This is a genomic window from Maribacter sp. LLG6340-A2, assembly GCF_045057105.1.
Lineage (GTDB): Bacteria > Bacteroidota > Bacteroidia > Flavobacteriales > Flavobacteriaceae > Maribacter.
Genome location: NZ_CP159332.1, coordinates 3,219,227 through 3,235,786 on the forward strand (window position 1 = coordinate 3,219,227; position 16,560 = coordinate 3,235,786).

Annotated in this window: 14 protein-coding genes; 4 read left to right on the forward strand and 10 right to left on the reverse strand. The window is 35.7% G+C overall.

Annotation, left to right across the window (positions count from 1 at the left end):
- Positions 1 to 43: 43 nt before the first annotated feature.
- From ABVM52_RS13610 to ABVM52_RS13655, 10 genes are all read right to left on the reverse strand, one after another.
- Positions 44 to 1,264 carry a sensor histidine kinase gene (locus ABVM52_RS13610; protein ID WP_405381396.1) on the reverse strand — a complete coding sequence of 407 codons (1,221 nt, stop codon included), beginning with the start codon at positions 1,262 to 1,264 and terminating at the stop codon, positions 44 to 46.
- A gap of 115 nt (positions 1,265 to 1,379) precedes the next feature.
- Complete coding sequence (locus ABVM52_RS13615; protein ID WP_405381398.1) at positions 1,380 to 2,774, reverse strand: Gfo/Idh/MocA family oxidoreductase; 1,395 nt, start codon at positions 2,772 to 2,774, stop codon at positions 1,380 to 1,382.
- A gap of 161 nt (positions 2,775 to 2,935) precedes the next feature.
- On the reverse strand, positions 2,936 to 6,295 hold the full coding sequence (gene secA / locus ABVM52_RS13620; RefSeq protein WP_405381400.1) for a preprotein translocase subunit SecA: 3,360 nt from the start codon (positions 6,293 to 6,295) through the stop codon (positions 2,936 to 2,938).
- 215 nt (positions 6,296 to 6,510) lie between these two features.
- On the reverse strand, positions 6,511 to 6,735 hold the full coding sequence (locus ABVM52_RS13625; RefSeq protein WP_027064442.1) for a DUF2795 domain-containing protein: 225 nt from the start codon (positions 6,733 to 6,735) through the stop codon (positions 6,511 to 6,513).
- A gap of 135 nt (positions 6,736 to 6,870) precedes the next feature.
- The gene (locus ABVM52_RS13630) at positions 6,871 to 7,446 is read right to left on the reverse strand and encodes a cob(I)yrinic acid a,c-diamide adenosyltransferase (protein ID WP_405381402.1); all 576 of its coding nucleotides are present in this window, start codon (positions 7,444 to 7,446) and stop codon (positions 6,871 to 6,873) included.
- A gap of 93 nt (positions 7,447 to 7,539) precedes the next feature.
- The gene (locus ABVM52_RS13635; RefSeq protein ID WP_405381404.1) at positions 7,540 to 7,686 is read right to left on the reverse strand and encodes a hypothetical protein; all 147 of its coding nucleotides are present in this window, start codon (positions 7,684 to 7,686) and stop codon (positions 7,540 to 7,542) included.
- Positions 7,687 to 7,721: 35 nt separating this feature from the next.
- The gene (locus tag ABVM52_RS13640) at positions 7,722 to 8,216 is read right to left on the reverse strand and encodes a hypothetical protein (RefSeq protein ID WP_405381406.1); all 495 of its coding nucleotides are present in this window, start codon (positions 8,214 to 8,216) and stop codon (positions 7,722 to 7,724) included.
- A gap of 123 nt (positions 8,217 to 8,339) precedes the next feature.
- Positions 8,340 to 8,597, reverse strand: coding sequence for a hypothetical protein (locus ABVM52_RS13645; protein WP_405381408.1), 258 nt, complete (start codon positions 8,595 to 8,597; stop codon positions 8,340 to 8,342).
- Between the two features lie 154 nt (positions 8,598 to 8,751).
- The gene (locus ABVM52_RS13650; RefSeq protein ID WP_405381410.1) at positions 8,752 to 10,623 is read right to left on the reverse strand and encodes an ABC-F family ATP-binding cassette domain-containing protein; all 1,872 of its coding nucleotides are present in this window, start codon (positions 10,621 to 10,623) and stop codon (positions 8,752 to 8,754) included.
- A 59-nt stretch (positions 10,624 to 10,682) separates the two neighbouring features.
- Complete coding sequence (locus ABVM52_RS13655; protein WP_405381412.1) at positions 10,683 to 11,870, reverse strand: DUF4105 domain-containing protein; 1,188 nt, start codon at positions 11,868 to 11,870, stop codon at positions 10,683 to 10,685.
- Positions 11,871 to 12,089: 219 nt separating this feature from the next.
- Between ABVM52_RS13655 and ABVM52_RS13660 the strand changes: the two genes are divergently transcribed.
- The 4 genes from ABVM52_RS13660 to ABVM52_RS13675 are packed head-to-tail and all read left to right on the forward strand — an operon-like array spanning position 12,090 to position 16,557.
- A complete protein-coding gene (locus ABVM52_RS13660; RefSeq protein WP_405381414.1) occupies positions 12,090 to 12,827 on the forward strand; it encodes a CDP-alcohol phosphatidyltransferase family protein in 738 nt (245 codons plus the stop codon).
- Between the two features lie 41 nt (positions 12,828 to 12,868).
- On the forward strand, positions 12,869 to 13,381 hold the full coding sequence (locus ABVM52_RS13665; protein WP_405385135.1) for a DinB family protein: 513 nt from the start codon (positions 12,869 to 12,871) through the stop codon (positions 13,379 to 13,381).
- Positions 13,382 to 14,329 carry a tRNA dihydrouridine synthase gene (locus tag ABVM52_RS13670; protein WP_405381416.1) on the forward strand — a complete coding sequence of 316 codons (948 nt, stop codon included), beginning with the start codon at positions 13,382 to 13,384 and terminating at the stop codon, positions 14,327 to 14,329.
- Between the two features lie 47 nt (positions 14,330 to 14,376).
- On the forward strand, positions 14,377 to 16,557 hold the full coding sequence (locus tag ABVM52_RS13675; RefSeq protein WP_405381418.1) for a B12-binding domain-containing radical SAM protein: 2,181 nt from the start codon (positions 14,377 to 14,379) through the stop codon (positions 16,555 to 16,557).
- Positions 16,558 to 16,560: the final 3 nt, after the last annotated feature.

A 16,560-nucleotide genomic window follows, 5' to 3' on the forward strand; every position in this document is an offset into this window, starting at 1 on the left:
ATTACTTGTTCTCAATTAAACGTATTGTAAAATTTATTTATGACTAAATTTTGTGGTGTAAGCTTTGACTTATTTCTTGGAATTGTATTATGTAGTTTGTTCCTTTTTTAGAAAGGTCTCTTTCTATACTACCTCTTAATTGTCGTGTAAGATTATGGATAAGTTTTAAGCCCAGTGACTTGGTGTTTTTATGATTTACCGTTTCTGGGAAACCTTTACCATTATCGCCAATTTGTAAAATGTAACAGTTTGGTTTAGATGCATCTTTTTGTAGGTTGATATGTATTTCGCCAGCATCGTCCCCTTCAATACCATATTTTAAGGCGTTGGTCAATGCCTCATTGATCAATAATCCTAAGGGTATGGCAGTATCTATACCAAGTTTAATATTTGGTATATCAATATGTAACGTTATGTGGTTTTCAATACCCTTTATGGAGCGTATTAAATACTCACTCAACTCCTGTACGTAAGATTTGTATGCTATATGGCTAATATCATTACGCATATATAACATTTCATGTACCATGGCCATTGCTATTACCCTATTTTGAGTACCCTTTAATAGCCCTTTCATTGGACCATTTTCAATATTTCTAGATTGTAGGCTTAATAGACTGGATACGGTCTGTAAATTGTTTTTTACCCTATGATGTACTTCTTTTAATAAATTTTCTTTTTCATTTACCTGGACGAACATGTTTCTCTTGGAAGAATATAGCGCATTGTAAGTTTTTAGCAGACTTTTTCCAAAGGTGTCCCCTAATAGAAATACTGAAATTAATATCGATAGCAAACTAAATGTTGCCATGAATTCTTCTGGAACCACATTTTCCGTAATACTTAAGCTGGGAATAGATTGCGTGAAAAGTAAACCAATTAAAAAGTAGATAGAATTAAAATAATTTCTACCGTATTTACTACTATTTACAAAGCCTCCAAAACCAATTATGGGAAGCATAAAAATGAACGGACTTTGAATTCCGCCACTATATAGAGTAACTACAAAAGCTGAAATAAGACCTATGATAGATGAAAAATTAAAGGTGGGCAATATTTTTTTATGAACCTTAAAATATTGAAGATTTATAAGGTTGATCAATCCAAAGGTTACTAATACAAAAGGTATTATTTGGGTAATACGCAAAATAAAATAGCATATTACCCCAAATAACAAATAGATGATACTTGTGGTATAACTTACCCTTAAAAATAATTTGGTTTTATCCTGAAGACGCTCTTGGTCAATGGTAAATCCGGGCATAAATTTGGTTTAAGTACTATAAATTATCCTGATTATATAATGTAAATCTAATTATGTTTTTAACATTATACTAGTAAATTTTAGGATACTATAGCCTAATGCAATAAAATTTTAATCAAGAACGTATTTTTTTAGGTTCTAGATCGGTTAAATCACTAATTTTTATTGCTTTTCTTGATTCTATGCTTCTTCTTGCCCCAATTCCTATGAGTACGGACATAGCTCCGTCACGAATTCCGGCAGTTCTTCCATATGGGTCTGTGGTATCTGGATTTACAAAAATTTTATCGTGTAATCGTTTATCACCGCCACCATGACCACCTTTTTCTATAGGTACTTTTACAACATCATGCTTTTCCCAGAGTTTATGGACTATGATAGAACCAAAATTTTCTTCTTCTTTATTGTTCTGGGCCATTTCCAAAGCATGTTTTTCAGCCTCGTCTACTGTACTGACAGCGTGATATGGTATGTCTTCAGAAGCCTCAATTCTTCCTTTAGTGCCGTTGAAGGAAACACGCCAACCCTCAAATGGGGAATAGGTTGTTAAACTATAATTTACTACGGTATTGTCCGCATATTTTACCTGGGCAGACATTTTATCATAGATGTCTATCTCCTTTCTAAATAGACAATTGTCCCTTATATAACCATCTTCATGCTCGTGGTCGGCATAGAGTTTTTTCATGGATTCATCTTTATTGATGTCCCAATAAAATTCACATGTAGTCTTATGATCGCACGACCTACAATTAGCACCGCGTTGTGGCCCGTTTTTTCCGTAAAATTCCAAATCTCCGTATGCAAATACTTCATTGGGTTCAGAATTTATCCACCAGTTTAATAAATCAAAATGATGCGTAGATTTATGAACCCATAACGAACCACTGCTTTCCATCTCTCCATGCCACCTTCTAAAATATGATGCTCCATGATAGGTATTTAAATACCAATGAAAATCTACCGATACTAAATCCCCAATTTCTTTATTGCTGATCAGTTCCTTGATTTTAGTGGCATATGGACTCCATCTATAATTAAAACCAACAATTAACTTTTTGTCAGATTTCTTTTCGGCATTAATAATTTCCTGGCATTTGGTCTCATCTGTGGTCAAAGGTTTTTCCGTGAGTACATCACATCCCATTTGCAACCCCTTTATGATAAATTCGTGATGTGTTGAATCTTTTGTGGTAACAATGACCAAATCTGGTTTGGTCTGTGTTATCATTTTTTCAAAATCCGTAAAGAGTGGGCAATCCGCACCAATGAATTTCATTGCATATTCCAAACGGCTAGGGTTAATATCGGATAAGCCTACAAACTCCAATATTTCTCCATACTGATCTACCAAACGCTTACCCCAAAAGGTTGTGCCCCTAATTCCGGTGCCTACCAAAGCAACCTTTAATTTTGAAGTTTTATTAAAAGCAAAAGTAGAAATTGGTAATGCTGAACTTGCAGCAAGCATTCCTATAGAGGTTATAAATTTTCGTCTGGTATTGTTCATTTTTCGGTTTTTTAAGTTGTTACTTAAATATACCGTTTTTTTTAGACCCTTTTTTTATATTATTCTGATTTAACAAGTTGGGTTTTAAAAGTGAAAAATATCCATTAAAAAAAGCATTTCATGAAAATGAAATGCTTTTTTTAAAAGGTATGAAAATGGGTTTAATCTTGTGTTAGTACCCATGAACCACTTTGGATCAAAGGTTCTGCCTGCTTATATTTTACAGTTTTACTTTCACCACTCATGACATTTTTTATGGTAACACGTTCATTTCTGCCAATTTTTGGCTGTTCCCTGGTAATGGTTTCGGTAACAGCAGGTCTTTGTCCTTGGTTTTGGCCAACTGCCCGGCTGCGTGCCGCCAATTCATCACTATTGGGAATTTCCTCTTTCGTAGTCTGTAAATTTTCTGTTTTTCTTATGTTCCGCTCTTCTTGTATAGCATTGGTGTTTTCTGAAGGCAGTTCCCCTTTAAACAAGAAGGAAACAACCTCTTTGTTTACTTTTTCGATCATGGATTTAAAAAGTTCAAAAGCTTCAAATTTATAAATCAGTAAAGGATCTTTTTGTTCGTGAACGGCCAATTGTACGGATTGCTTCAATTCATCCATTTTACGTAAATGGGTTTTCCAAGAATCATCGATAATAGCAAGCGATATATTTTTTTCAAAATCTGTGATTAATTGCTTACCGTTGGTATCATACGCATCTTGAAGATTGGTTACAACATTTAAACTTTTAATGCCGTCTGTAAAAGGCACTACAATACGTTCAAAGTTATTGGCATTATCCTCATGGACTTTTTTGATTACCGGAAACGCGGCTGCTGCATTGCGTTCCATTTTTTCGTTATAATGTTGGTAAGCCGCCTTATATACCTTAGCTGTAATTTCCTGCGCCCCAGACTTGTCAAACTCAGTTTCCTCTATTGGTGAGGTCATTGAGAAATACTTGATCAGTTCAAATTCAAAATTCTTATAATCATTGGCGTTCTTGTTACCTTCTACAATTACCTCACAGGTATCATAGATCATATTGGCAATATCCAGCTTTAAACGCTCTCCCTGCAATGCATGACGTCTTCTTTTATACACCACCTCTCGCTGGGCGTTCATTACATCATCATATTCTAACAAACGCTTACGTACACCAAAGTTGTTTTCTTCTACTTTTTTCTGTGCGCGTTCTATAGATTTGGTCATCATGCTATGCTGAATTACTTCACCATCTTCCAAGCCCATCTTGTCCATCATTTTAGCAACCCTATCAGAACCAAATAAACGCATTAGGTTATCTTCCAAAGAAACATAAAACTGTGAACTACCTGGATCTCCTTGACGACCGGAACGACCACGTAACTGTCTATCTACACGGCGAGAATCATGTCTTTCTGTACCAATGATCGCTAGACCACCTGCTTTTTTGACTTCATCTGACAGTTTAATATCCGTACCACGACCTGCCATGTTGGTTGCAATGGTTACAACACCTGCGTTACCGGCTTCTGCAACAACATCTGCTTCTTTCTTGTGTAGTTTTGCATTTAATACGTTATGCGGCACTTTACGGACACTCAATAATTTAGACAACAACTCTGATATTTCTACCGATGTGGTACCGATCAATACCGGTCTTCCTGCTTTGCTTATTTTGGTGACCTCTTCAATTATTGCATTGTATTTTTCCCTTTTGGTCTTATAAATTAAATCGTTACGGTCATCTCTGGCAATGGGTCTGTTGGTTGGAATTTCCATCACATCCAATTTGTAGATTTCCCAGAATTCTCCTGCTTCGGTTACTGCCGTACCTGTCATACCGGCAAGCTTACTATACATCCTAAAATAATTCTGTAGGGTAACGGTCGCAAAAGTTTGTGTTAATGCTTCAATCTTTACGTTCTCCTTTGCTTCTATGGCCTGGTGCAAACCGTCTGAATATCTACGGCCATCCATAATACGACCGGTCTGCTCATCTACGATCATTACCTTATTGTCCATAACTACATACTCCGTATCCTTTTCAAATAGGGTATAGGCCTTTAATAATTGGCTCATGGTATGTATACGCTCGCTTTTTACGGTAAAATCTTTAAACAGTTCTTCTTTGAGTTCCGCCTCTTTTTCAATATCAAGATTTTGACTTTCTATTTTAGCAATTTCACCACCAATATCCGGCATGACAAAGAAATCCCTGTCCTGTTCTCCGGATAGATAGTCTACACCTTTATCGGTCAACTCAATTTGATTGTTTTTTTCATCTATAACAAACAGCAGGTCCTCATCTACTTTTGGCATCTCCCTGTTATTGTCCTGCATGTAAAAATTCTCTGTTTTTTGAAGAAGTTGTTTAACGCCTTCTTCACTCAGGAATTTTATTAACGCCTTGTTCTTTGGTAATCCACGATAAACGCGAAGCAAAAGAAAACCACCTTCCTTGGTATCTCCTTCAGCAATTAGTTTTTTAGCCTCTGCCAATACACCTGTTAAATGCTGGCGTTGCTTTTGTACTATTTCATTTACCTTAGGCTTTAACTCATTAAATTCATGACGATCGCCTTCCGGTACCGGTCCAGAGATAATTAATGGAGTTCGTGCGTCATCTACCAAAACGGAATCCACCTCATCTACAATAGCATAATTATGGGGGCGTTGCACCAAATCTTTGGGTGTATGCGCCATATTGTCCCTTAAATAATCAAAACCGAATTCATTATTGGTACCATAGGTAATATCTGCATTATAGGCGGCACGTCTACCATCGGAATTTGGCCTATGGTGGTCTATACAATCTACGGACAGTCCATGAAATTCAAAAATTGGGGCCATCCACGCACTATCCCTTTTGGCCAAATAATCATTTACGGTTACCAAATGTGCGCCATTGCCGCTCAATGCATTTAAATATAAAGGCAAAGTAGCCACTAGGGTCTTACCTTCACCTGTTTGCATTTCTGCAATCTTACCTTGGTGCAAGGCAATACCTCCAATGAGTTGTACATCATAATGCACCATGTCCCAAGTAACTTCCTTACCTGCGGCATCCCATGAATTTTTCCAAACAGCATTATCGCCATCCAAGGTAACGTAGCCTTTGTTGCCAGACATTGTCCTATCATATTCAGAGGCAGTTACGGTAATGGTTTCATTATTTGCAAAACGTTTTGCCGTTTCTTTGACCACGGCAAATGCTTCTGGAAGTATTTTGTTCAACGTCTCCTCGGAAAGTGCGTAGGCTTCTTCTTTCAGTTTATCTATCTCAGCATAGATATCCTCATTTTTATCAATGTCAGTAGAATTCTTGACTTCTTCTTCCAAGGTATTGATCTGTTCGGTCTTTTCTTTATAGGAATCTTGTATGATTTTTTTAAAATCCAGTGTTTTTTGCCTTAATTCATCATGGCTCAAACTTTCCAATTGTACTTCAAAAGATTTTATTTGGTCTACTATAGGCTGAAGTTCCTTTACGTCTTTTTGAGATTTGTCACCAACAAAGGCCTTTAGGATAGAATTTATGAAACTCATATGTTTTAAACGAATTAGAAATGATACCTAACTTGCTTTAATTTTATCAAGATAGATTTCAATTTATTATAGAGTCGGCAAATATGTCGACGTTGAAAAATAGCAAAAGGTATTCCAGTCTTTGTTTTTCTATGAAATAACCTTACTACCTGTCAAAATTACATAAAAAAAAAGCCTCCTAAGAGACTTTTTTGTAGTTATTATGATATCGAATATTAATATTCGTCCTCGTTCCAGAGGTAGTCTTCTTCCGTTGGATAGTCAGGCCAAATCTCTTCTATCGATTCATAAATCTCTCCACCTTCTTCTTCCATAGACTGTAAATTTTCTACGACTTCTAAAGGGGCTCCAGTTCTAATAGAGTAATCTATTAGCTCATCTTTACTTGCCGGCCAAGGTGCATCACTTAAATAAGATGCTAATTCTAATGTCCAATACATAGTAATTGTTTGATTTTAAAATTTTTGCAAAAGTAATTTTTAAATTGAGATAGCCAAGAAATTCGTACTAAAAATCAATTTTTATTCAATTATTTTTTGCTTTGATAAATTGATAACGAATAAATTAGCTTTTTATTAGCCCTTTTTTTCAGGGACCCATTTTATTTCATTCGCTTTATGATCTACAGACAATTTTCGTGCCAATACAAATAGATAATCTGATAATCTATTTAAATATGACAGTACGGTTGTGTCAAATTTTTCATTTTCAAATAACAAGGTGGACATTCTTTCCGCCCTTCTGCAGACTGTTCTGGCAATATGACAGTATGACACGGTTGTGTGACCGCCTGGGAGAATAAAATGGGTCATTGCCGGTAATTTCAAATCTATTTCGTCAATGGCCTTTTCCAAAAATTGGATTTCCTTTGTGCCTATCGTGGAAATAGCCAATCTTTTTTTTCCATTTTTTAATAGATCTTTATTAGGGTCCGTAGCTAAAACTGCCCCAATGGTGAACAAATCTTTTTGAATTTGAATTAATTGTTCCTTTATGGTAGATTCTATTTCTTGATCGCGTATAAGCCCCAACCATGAGTTTAGCTCATCAATGGTACCATAACTTTCTATTCTAATATGGTGTTTAGGAACCCTTGTTCCACCAAAAAGACCAGTAGTGCCATCATCACCAGTTTTTGTATATATCTTCATTGCATCATAAAACTTTAGGGGATAACGGTCTTGAAATTAATCAATGGCTGTTGAGTTGCTCTCAGAATTTTTTGTTTACCTAGGATTACTAATCTACTTTTTATCGTTTTTATCCTTACGTTCATAATTGTCCATAAATTTTTTGGATTTACGGGACTTGGATTTGTTCCTGTTCATTATGGTAAGTGCCAAATAAAGTGCAAATACTACCGCCAGTATAATGTAAATAGTATTGTTCATTTTTTTTTGATGGGATTTAGTTTAAAATTACAGGTTTATATCCGTATTTTAAAATGTTCTTTTACTTGTTCCTTTCTTACGAAGACCAATCCGCAATAAAATAGATCTATTGTCACCGTTACTTGATGGTGCTCCTTAATTTTATTCCATAGTTCAAGGTTATTTTTACTACTATGAATCTTATCTATAAATAGCATTGCTCTATTGTGCAGTTTGCTTTCCAAAATTTTATGGGATAGTATATCATCTGCAGCGCCAACAATTACTATAGGATTTTTTTGGTTAAGTATAGCATTTGGACAATTAGCAATGATATCCTTTTCTACATCGTTGTCCGTAGTTAGTAACTTAATGTCTTTATAGTTAAAATATTGTATGGTCTTAACTAAGATTTTAGTGCTTATAGGTAACTTAATTTTCTTCTTTTTATACAAACATTTTGTTACATAATCATATACAAAGGGCGAGTGTACCCCATGTTGATTGGTAGCATTGAAAATGAATTTTACAAAGGAAAATAATTGGAACAAAGTATATTTTTTTTCAAAAATAACTATCCTTTGTCAACTGAAAATGATTTGAGGAATTTTGTTTAATTAATGTATTGACAAAGCATTGTCATGAAAGAATATGTAAAAACTGTTAATGGACTGTTAGGCCATTTTTGGTTTATTCGTAATAATGTCGAATGCTAGGGCCTTTATTATTCTATTGTTCTTGTTTTTGTGCAACCTTACAATTTTAACCGCTTTTATTTTAAGGTTTTTGGGAGTTGTCTTTTGTGCCGTTGTGGTTTTTGCCAAAGTTACTTTTGAAGTTTCTGTTTTGATAGGAGTATGTTCCAAGGTAGTCTGGGCCTGACCATAAAAACAAGATGAAAAAAGTATAGTAAAAATAATAAGCAGTCTCATATTCGTTTAATTATACTGCTAAGGTAGCAGCATGATTAAAGTAGATTTAACCTTGTTAGGTGAATATCCTTTTACTGTAGACGAATGGTAAATATTGTTCGGTGGGTTTTTTAATGAAATGGTAAAACCAATAAACAATAGTAGAAGTTAACACTTAGCTTTCCATTAACGCAGAAAGCTCAAACCAACGCTCTGTTTTTTTGTCTATACCATCCGTTAGTTCGTTTAAAGCTATGGATAGGTCTTTTATATCTTCTGGAGACAAGGAGGGGTCTGTGAATTTTTCTTGAAGTTTCTCCTTTTTTTCTTCCAGCTTCTGAATTTCCCGCTCCAATTTTTTAAACTCTTGCTGTTCTGCGTATGAAATTTTTGAACTTGAGCTTGAATCCTTCCAATTGGTCTTGGTGGTGTTCTTTGTTTCTTTTTGTTCTCTTTTTTCTTGGATCTGACTGTCTTCGTATGTTCTAAAATCCGAATAATTTCCTGGAAAATCCTCAATGACCGCATTACCTCTAAATACAAAAAGGTGATCTACGATCTTGTCCATAAAGTAACGATCATGTGATACGACCATTAAACATCCTTGAAAATCCATTAAAAAACTTTCTAGGACGTTCAGGGTAACAATGTCCAAATCATTTGTGGGCTCATCCAATATCAAAAAATTTGGATTCTGGATGAGAACGGTACATAAATACAATCGTTTTCGTTCACCACCACTTAATTTCTCAACAAAATCATATTGTTTTTTTCTATCAAACAGAAAACGCTCTAAAAGTTGTTGGGCAGAAATCTGTCTACCTTTCATTAAAGGTATGTAATCTCCAAATTCCCTTATAACGTCAATTACTTTTTGTCCTTCTTTAATCTGAATTCCCTTTTGGGTATAGTAGCCAAATTTAATCGTATCGCCAACAACTACTTTTCCTGAATCTGGTTGGTCTTTACCCGTTAAAATATTTAAAAAGGTAGATTTTCCCGTGCCGTTTTTACCAATGATGCCAATGCGTTCCCCTTTTTGAAAAACATATTCAAATTTATCCAGAATGGGTTTATTGGGGTATGATTTTGAAATTTTATGAAGCTCCAAAATTTTACTGCCTATGCGCTCCATATTAAGTTCTAACTGTACTTGATGGTCCTTTCTGCGCTGACTGGCCTTTTCTTTAATGACTGCAAAGTCGTCTATTCTTGACTTTGATTTGGTGGTACGTGCCTTTGGCTGTCGCCTCATCCAATCCAGTTCTTTTTTGAACAACAACTCCGTTTTATGCTGTTCAGTAGCTTCTTGTTCTATACGGGCTTCCTTTTTCTCTAAATAATAGGAGTAGTTTCCTTTATATGGGTATAGTTTGCCATTTTCAAGTTCAATGATCTCATTACATACACGCTCCAAAAAATAACGGTCGTGTGTCACCATAAAAAGGGTCATGTTTTCTTTTGCAAAAAACTCTTCAAGCCATTCGATCATTTCAAGATCTAAATGGTTTGTTGGTTCATCCAAGACTAGTAGGTCTGGTTTGTTGATGAGGGCATTGGCCAAGGCCAATCGCTTTTTTTGCCCACCGGATAGCTTACCTACTTTAACGTTGAGGTCATCTAATTTTAGTTTGGAAAGTATTTGTTTGTATTGGGTCTCAAAATCCCATGCTTCAAAACGGTCCATGGCTTCAAATGCATGTTGATAGGCATCTGCGTCATCTGGGTTTTGCAAGGCCTTTTCATAATTAGAGATTACTTTCAATATTTCATTGTCAGAAGCAAATATGGTTTCCTCAATGCTTAAGTTCGGGTCCAGGTCCGGCTCTTGTGCCAAAAAGGATACCCTTGTAGATTTTCTGTAATTTACTTGTCCGGTATCTGGCGTATCTGCTCCTGAAAGAATGTTTAATATAGATGTTTTTCCTGTACCGTTTTTAGCGATCAAGGCAATTTTTTGGTCTTTGTTGATGCCAAAAGAGAGATTATCAAACAAGACCAGCTCGCCATAGGATTTAGAAATATTTTCAACGGTAAGTAAATTCATATATGTTATGTTCGTTTTTAATGGTTTTTCATCATTTAAACCAATATGCTAAATAAGCTTTATTTTTTGTTTGTTTCTTGGACGGATCTAAAAAATGCAAATAAGAATAAATACCTGATAAAAAGTGTTGTAAGCACTAGTATCATCAAAATAGAAAAAACCTGAATTTTAAATACCCATATTAAAACCGATGCCAGTAGTAAAATCAAAATAATGATCAAGTATGTTTTAATCCATTTTGGAATTTTATTTTTTAGAAGATATACGGCTACAATTGCATTGGGTGCAAATGCCCACAATGCATTAAAATTCATTTTTGTTGCCAGATGGTCCGTTCCAAACCAGAGAAAAGTAATTAAAATGCCAGATAATCCTGTAAGTGCAAACAGAAAAAAATCTAGCCACTTGGTGCGTGTACCTCTTTTATAATCTTTATAGGTTATCAAGGTCACTACTACTAAAAGTATTCCTAGCCAGAATGCAGGGCTCAATAATAATATAGAAGGGTCTTTCTGTTCTGGAATATTTAAGAGAACGGTTTCTTTTTTAACAAAGGGTTCGCCATTTAAACGTGTATGTTTCATTTGTTCGTATACGTATATAGGCAGGAACAAATGTTCATAGGGTGTGGCCTGGCGGTCAATTACGGAGCCTAAGGCCAAGTCTATGCCAAAATTGGACCATGTGTTAGGGTTGAGCTTTAATCGGATCAATTCCCTAAACGTTAATTGTTCTTCTAGGTAGTTAAAATCAAAGTTTAGTTCATTCCCCAAGGTCTTTTCAAAAACCATGGGTATTCTTGTTGCACAATTATCGAACAGAAAGTCATACTTATATCTTTTATTTTCCGGTAAAAGATTGTGTTCCAGAAAACCAATAATCTTATTACGTTGTTCCAAATTTAAGTTGAGGACTTGTTCCTTTACCCATCTCTTTTCTTGTCTATATGATCTTTTAAAATAAGAATAGGGAATTCTTGAGATGGTATAGGCCAATTTGCCCCTTGTAAAATTCAAGTAAAAATTAGGGTCCTCAAAATCATAGGTGCCGTAACCATACACTTCATCTATACCAATAGAAGGGTCTTGTAAACGTATGGCACTATGACCAAATTTTGCAGCTAAATCTTCTCCGGTACCCACCGTAAGTAAACTTATTTTGGATACGGGGGATAATTGTACTTCTTGGGATTGCCCTAAAAAAGTACCTAGCAATAGGATAAAATAAAACACTGTTTTTTTGAACATAACGTAACATGCACATGGCCACTGCAAAGATGCGAATAATAACAGATTTAACTCTAAAAGCTTTTATAATTTAGCTGCGCATTAAAAAGTCATAGGGCGTGTTTATTATTTAACTTTCTTTATTTAATTCTAGGTACATTAGAATTATGTTATTTTTATGGCGTTGAACTTGCCAAAATTTTCAGGTATAGTTGTAATGGTTACCAAACTAAAATACTTATGAAAAAACATATTCCCAATAGTATTACCCTCTTAAACGTATTCTGTGGTTGTGTTGCTACCATCTTTGCGGTAATGAACCGTTTGGAACTTGCGGCATTGTTTGTGGCATTGGGTATTTTCTTTGATTTTTTTGATGGTTTGGCCGCTAGGGTCCTCAACGTAAAGAGTGAATTGGGCTTGCAACTAGATTCATTGGCAGATATGATTACCAGTGGTTTGGTGCCGGGCATTATAATGTTTCAGTTATTGGCTATGTCACAGACCGATGGTTGGGGAGATGGTTCTCATTTTTTTATGGAGACGGGAGAAGTAAAATTTATGCATTTACTTCCTTTTTTTGGTTTTGTAGTTACTATGGCATCCGGATATCGTTTGGCAAAATTTAATATTGATGAAAACCAAACATCATCCTTCATAGGTTTGCCAACTCCTGCCAATGCCTTGCTTATACTTTCCTTACCATTAATTTTACTGTATCAAAATAATGATATCATTAACGGTATTATCCTAAATAAATGGTTTTTGATTGTGCTGACGCTAGTGAGTGCCTACCTCTTAAATTGTAGTTTGCCATTATTTGCCTTAAAGTTTAAAAACACCAGTTTTAAGGATAATGCATTGCGATATATTTTTATAATTATTAGTCTTGTGCTTATTGTTACTATGCATTTTATGGCTATACCTGTCATAATTTTGTTTTATGTAGTGAGTTCTTTTGTACAGGATAAATTTTAAAAATAGACAACGCTAATTTTAATTGATAGTACGTGAAAATTATGGATGATGATAGCTTAGAATTTTGGTTAAAAGGACCTATACCCAATGTACCTGGTTCATTACAACCTGCGGCACATGCTTTGTTACAATCGGAAAAGGAATTAAAAGAATACACGGCCAATTTTCCAAAAGAATTGCTGTGGGCAAAAGCAAGTGGCAGGGCTTCGGTTGGTTTTCATATGAACCATTTAACGGGAGTTTTGGATCGGTTGCTAACATATGCCAAAGGCGAATCATTATCACCGGAGCAGTTTAATTTTTTAAAACAGGAAGGAATTTTTAATTTAGAGGTAGAAGTAACAGATCTGCAAGAACAGTTTTCTAACAAGGTAGAAGAAGCATTGCAGTTGTTTAAAAGCATACCTGAAAATACGCTTTTGGAAGAAAGACGCGTTGGCAGAAAAAAATTACCTACCACAGTTTTGGGTCTGTTGTTTCATGCAGCGGAACATAGCCAACGTCATATTGGGCAATTATTGGTTACGGTTAGTGTTTTAAAAGACCGTTCTTAATTGGAAGACATTACACTACTTTCGTCTCCGCTACAAGGATTTACAGATTTTAGGTTTCGCAACGCCTTCCATCATTATTTTGGAGGTATAGATACTTTCTATGCGCCTTATATTAGGCTAAACGGTAAACTGAAAATTAAAAATTCTTACCAAAAAGATTTACAACCAGAGAACAATACAACTTTAGAGGTAATTCCGCAGGTGATGACAGGCAATGCCGATGAATTTCTGTTTGTAGTAAAGTATATTCAAAGCTTGGGATATAAGGAACTAAACTGGAATTTGGGCTGCCCTTATCCCATGGTAACCAAACAGGGAATGGGTAGCGGACTCATTTGTAATCCAGAAAAAATTGACCATATTTTAAAACGCGCTCATGAAGAAACCAATGTAGTGGTCTCTATGAAAATGAGAATGGGCTATGAGCATGCAGCGGAGATTTTAGATGTTTTTCCTATTCTGGATAAATATCCAATTAAAAATGTTGCCATTCACGCACGTATTGGAAAACAGTTATATAAAGGCGGAGTTGATCTGGAAAGTTTTCAAAGATGTATAGATAGTACAGACCACAAACTTTATTATAATGGCGATATAACATCGGTTGCCAAGTTTAGGGAAATGAAAGAACGTTTTCCTTCTATTGATCATTTTATGATTGGAAGAGGACTAATTGCCGATCCGTTTTTACCGGGTATGATCAAAAATAACACTACGGAATATCCAAAAGACCGTTGGGAAATATTCTCGCAATTTCACGATACTATTTATAGACAATACGATGAGGCATTATCCGGACCAACCCCAATAAAAATGAAAATGCAAGGTTTTTGGGAATATTTTTCCCAGTCTTTTTCTAATCCGCACAAAACTTTTAAGAGGATAAAAAAGGCCAACAACCCTAGGGCATATCAGCAAGCGGTACGTGAAAATCTTAATGTGGGATAATGACGGCAGTATCGGTTATCTTTGCACTATCCATTTAAAATCACCTTGTGCAAGACCTTTTATTGATTACTCCCCCTTTTACGCAATTGAATACTCCATACCCAGCTACGGCGTATATTAAAGGGTTTTTGAATACAAAGAATATCACATCTTTTCAATCGGATTTAGGTATAGAGGTTATTTTAGCGTTGTTCAATGCAAAAACTTTTCAGCATCTTTTTGAAAAGGCAAACCGTGAACAATCTATAGTATCAGAAAATTGTCAACGTATATATGTACTCCGTAATGAATATTTGCAGACGTTGGACTCCGTTATACAATTTTTACAAGGTAAAAACGACACCTTGGCCAGACAGTTATGTACAGATAATTTTTTGCCTCGCGCATCTCGTTTTCAACAGTTGGACGATTTGGAATGGGCATTTGGCACTATGGGAATGCAAGATAAGGCCAAGCATTTGGCAACATTGTATTTAGAGGATTTGTCGGATTTTATTGTAGAGTGTATAGACCCTAATTTCGGCTTTAGTAGGTATGCCGAACGGTTGGGGCGTAGTGCCAATTCATTTAATGAGCTATATGAAAACTTACAAGCTAAACCTACTTTTATTGATGAGTTGACATTGTCCATTTTAGAGGAACGGTTAAAACTGGTAAACCCCAATTTGGTGTGCTTTTCTATACCTTTTCCCGGTAATTTGTACAGTGCTTTTAGATGTGCTCAATATATTAAAACAAATTACCCTACTATAAAGGTTGCCATGGGTGGCGGGTTTCCTAACACGGAACTACGTAGTGTAACGGATGTACGGGTGTTCCAGTTTTTTGATTTTATTTCCTTGGATGATGGTGAGCTTCCCTTAGAGTTAATACATGGGCATGTAGTTCATGGTGGCGGTGAGTTAAAAAGAACATTTGTGTTGGAAAATGATGCTGTCGTCTTTAAGAACGATAGTAATAAATTGGATTATAAGCAGCAAGATGTAGGAACACCGGATTATTCAGATTTATTTCTGGACCGGTATATTTCTGTCATAGAAATAGCCAACCCCATGCATAGTCTGTGGAGTGATGGCCGTTGGAATAAATTGACCATGGCTCACGGATGTTATTGGGGTAAATGCACCTTTTGCGATATTTCCTTGGACTATATTAAAATATACGAACCCGTTGCGGCCAGTATGCTGGTAGATAGAATTGAGACATTAATTGCACAAACCGGAGATACTGGTTTTCATTTTGTGGATGAGGCAGCGCCCCCGTCTTTAATGAAAGCTATGGCCTTGGAAATTTTAAATCGCAAATTAACGATTACGTGGTGGACCAATATCCGTTTTGAAAAAAACTTTACCCAAGACCTTTGTCATTTATTAAAAGCATCTGGTTGTATTGCCGTTTCCGGCGGATTGGAAGTTGCTTCTGACCGATTGTTACAGCTTATAGATAAAGGGGTAACGGTTGAACAGGTTGCACAAGTTACCCGCAATTTTACCGAGGCCAATATAATGGTACATTCCTATTTAATGTATGGCTACCCTACACAAACCGTTCAGGAAACCGTTGATAGTTTAGAAATGGTACGGCAGCTGTTTGAGCTGGGAATCATCCAATCTGGTTTTTGGCATCAATTTGCATTGACAGCGCATAGTCCGGTTGGTTTACATCCGCAAGAATATGGTGTAACGCCAAAACTAAAAGAGATAACCTTTGCCAATAATGATGTTGATTTTGTAGATACTACAGGTATTGATCATGCAATGTTCAGTTACGGGTTAAAAAAATCCCTGTTCAATTTTATGCATGAAATAGGGTTTGAAATGCCTTTGCAGGAATGGTTCGATTTTGAAATTCCGCCCACGAATATTGCACCGGATTATATTTATAATTGTTTACAGGAAGAAAACGTATTCAGTACAAAGCCCACCGCAAAAATTATCTGGATAGGACCAATGCCCATGACAAAAGAGCGTGTAAAGAAGAAAAAGGGTAGCCACTGGGAACAACTAATATTTAACTTTCATTCTAAGAACGATTTATATGAAATGGTTGTGGATAAGGATAAAGGGGAGTGGTTGTTGTCTACGTTAGAGAAGTTGAAACCAGCTAGAAAACCAGTAACTTTCGCTCAGTTAAAAAAAGATTACGAAACTGAATTGGAAGATTTTGAGTTGTTTTGGTATTCTAAACAAGTACTTGGTTTACGTGACCATGGTCTTCTAATTATCTAAGTG

Excerpts from the sequence above, each read along its gene's own strand:
- ABVM52_RS13645 (WP_405381408.1), bottom strand. The coding sequence starts at position 8,597 with ATGAGACTGCTTATTATTTTTACTATACTTTTTTCATCTTGTTTTTAT.
- ABVM52_RS13665 (WP_405385135.1), top strand. The coding sequence starts at position 12,869 with ATGGATGATGATAGCTTAGAATTTTGGTTAAAAGGACCTATACCCAAT.
- ABVM52_RS13650 (WP_405381410.1), bottom strand. The coding sequence starts at position 10,623 with ATGAATTTACTTACCGTTGAAAATATTTCTAAATCCTATGGCGAGCTG.
- ABVM52_RS13635 (WP_405381404.1), bottom strand. The coding sequence starts at position 7,686 with ATGAACAATACTATTTACATTATACTGGCGGTAGTATTTGCACTTTAT.
- secA (WP_405381400.1), bottom strand. The coding sequence starts at position 6,295 with ATGAGTTTCATAAATTCTATCCTAAAGGCCTTTGTTGGTGACAAATCT.
- ABVM52_RS13625 (WP_027064442.1), bottom strand. The coding sequence starts at position 6,735 with ATGTATTGGACATTAGAATTAGCATCTTATTTAAGTGATGCACCTTGG.
- ABVM52_RS13630 (WP_405381402.1), bottom strand. The coding sequence starts at position 7,446 with ATGAAGATATATACAAAAACTGGTGATGATGGCACTACTGGTCTTTTT.
- ABVM52_RS13660 (WP_405381414.1), top strand. The coding sequence starts at position 12,090 with ATGAAAAAACATATTCCCAATAGTATTACCCTCTTAAACGTATTCTGT.
- ABVM52_RS13655 (WP_405381412.1), bottom strand. The coding sequence starts at position 11,870 with ATGTTCAAAAAAACAGTGTTTTATTTTATCCTATTGCTAGGTACTTTT.
- ABVM52_RS13615 (WP_405381398.1), bottom strand. The coding sequence starts at position 2,774 with ATGAACAATACCAGACGAAAATTTATAACCTCTATAGGAATGCTTGCT.
- ABVM52_RS13610 (WP_405381396.1), bottom strand. The coding sequence starts at position 1,264 with ATGCCCGGATTTACCATTGACCAAGAGCGTCTTCAGGATAAAACCAAA.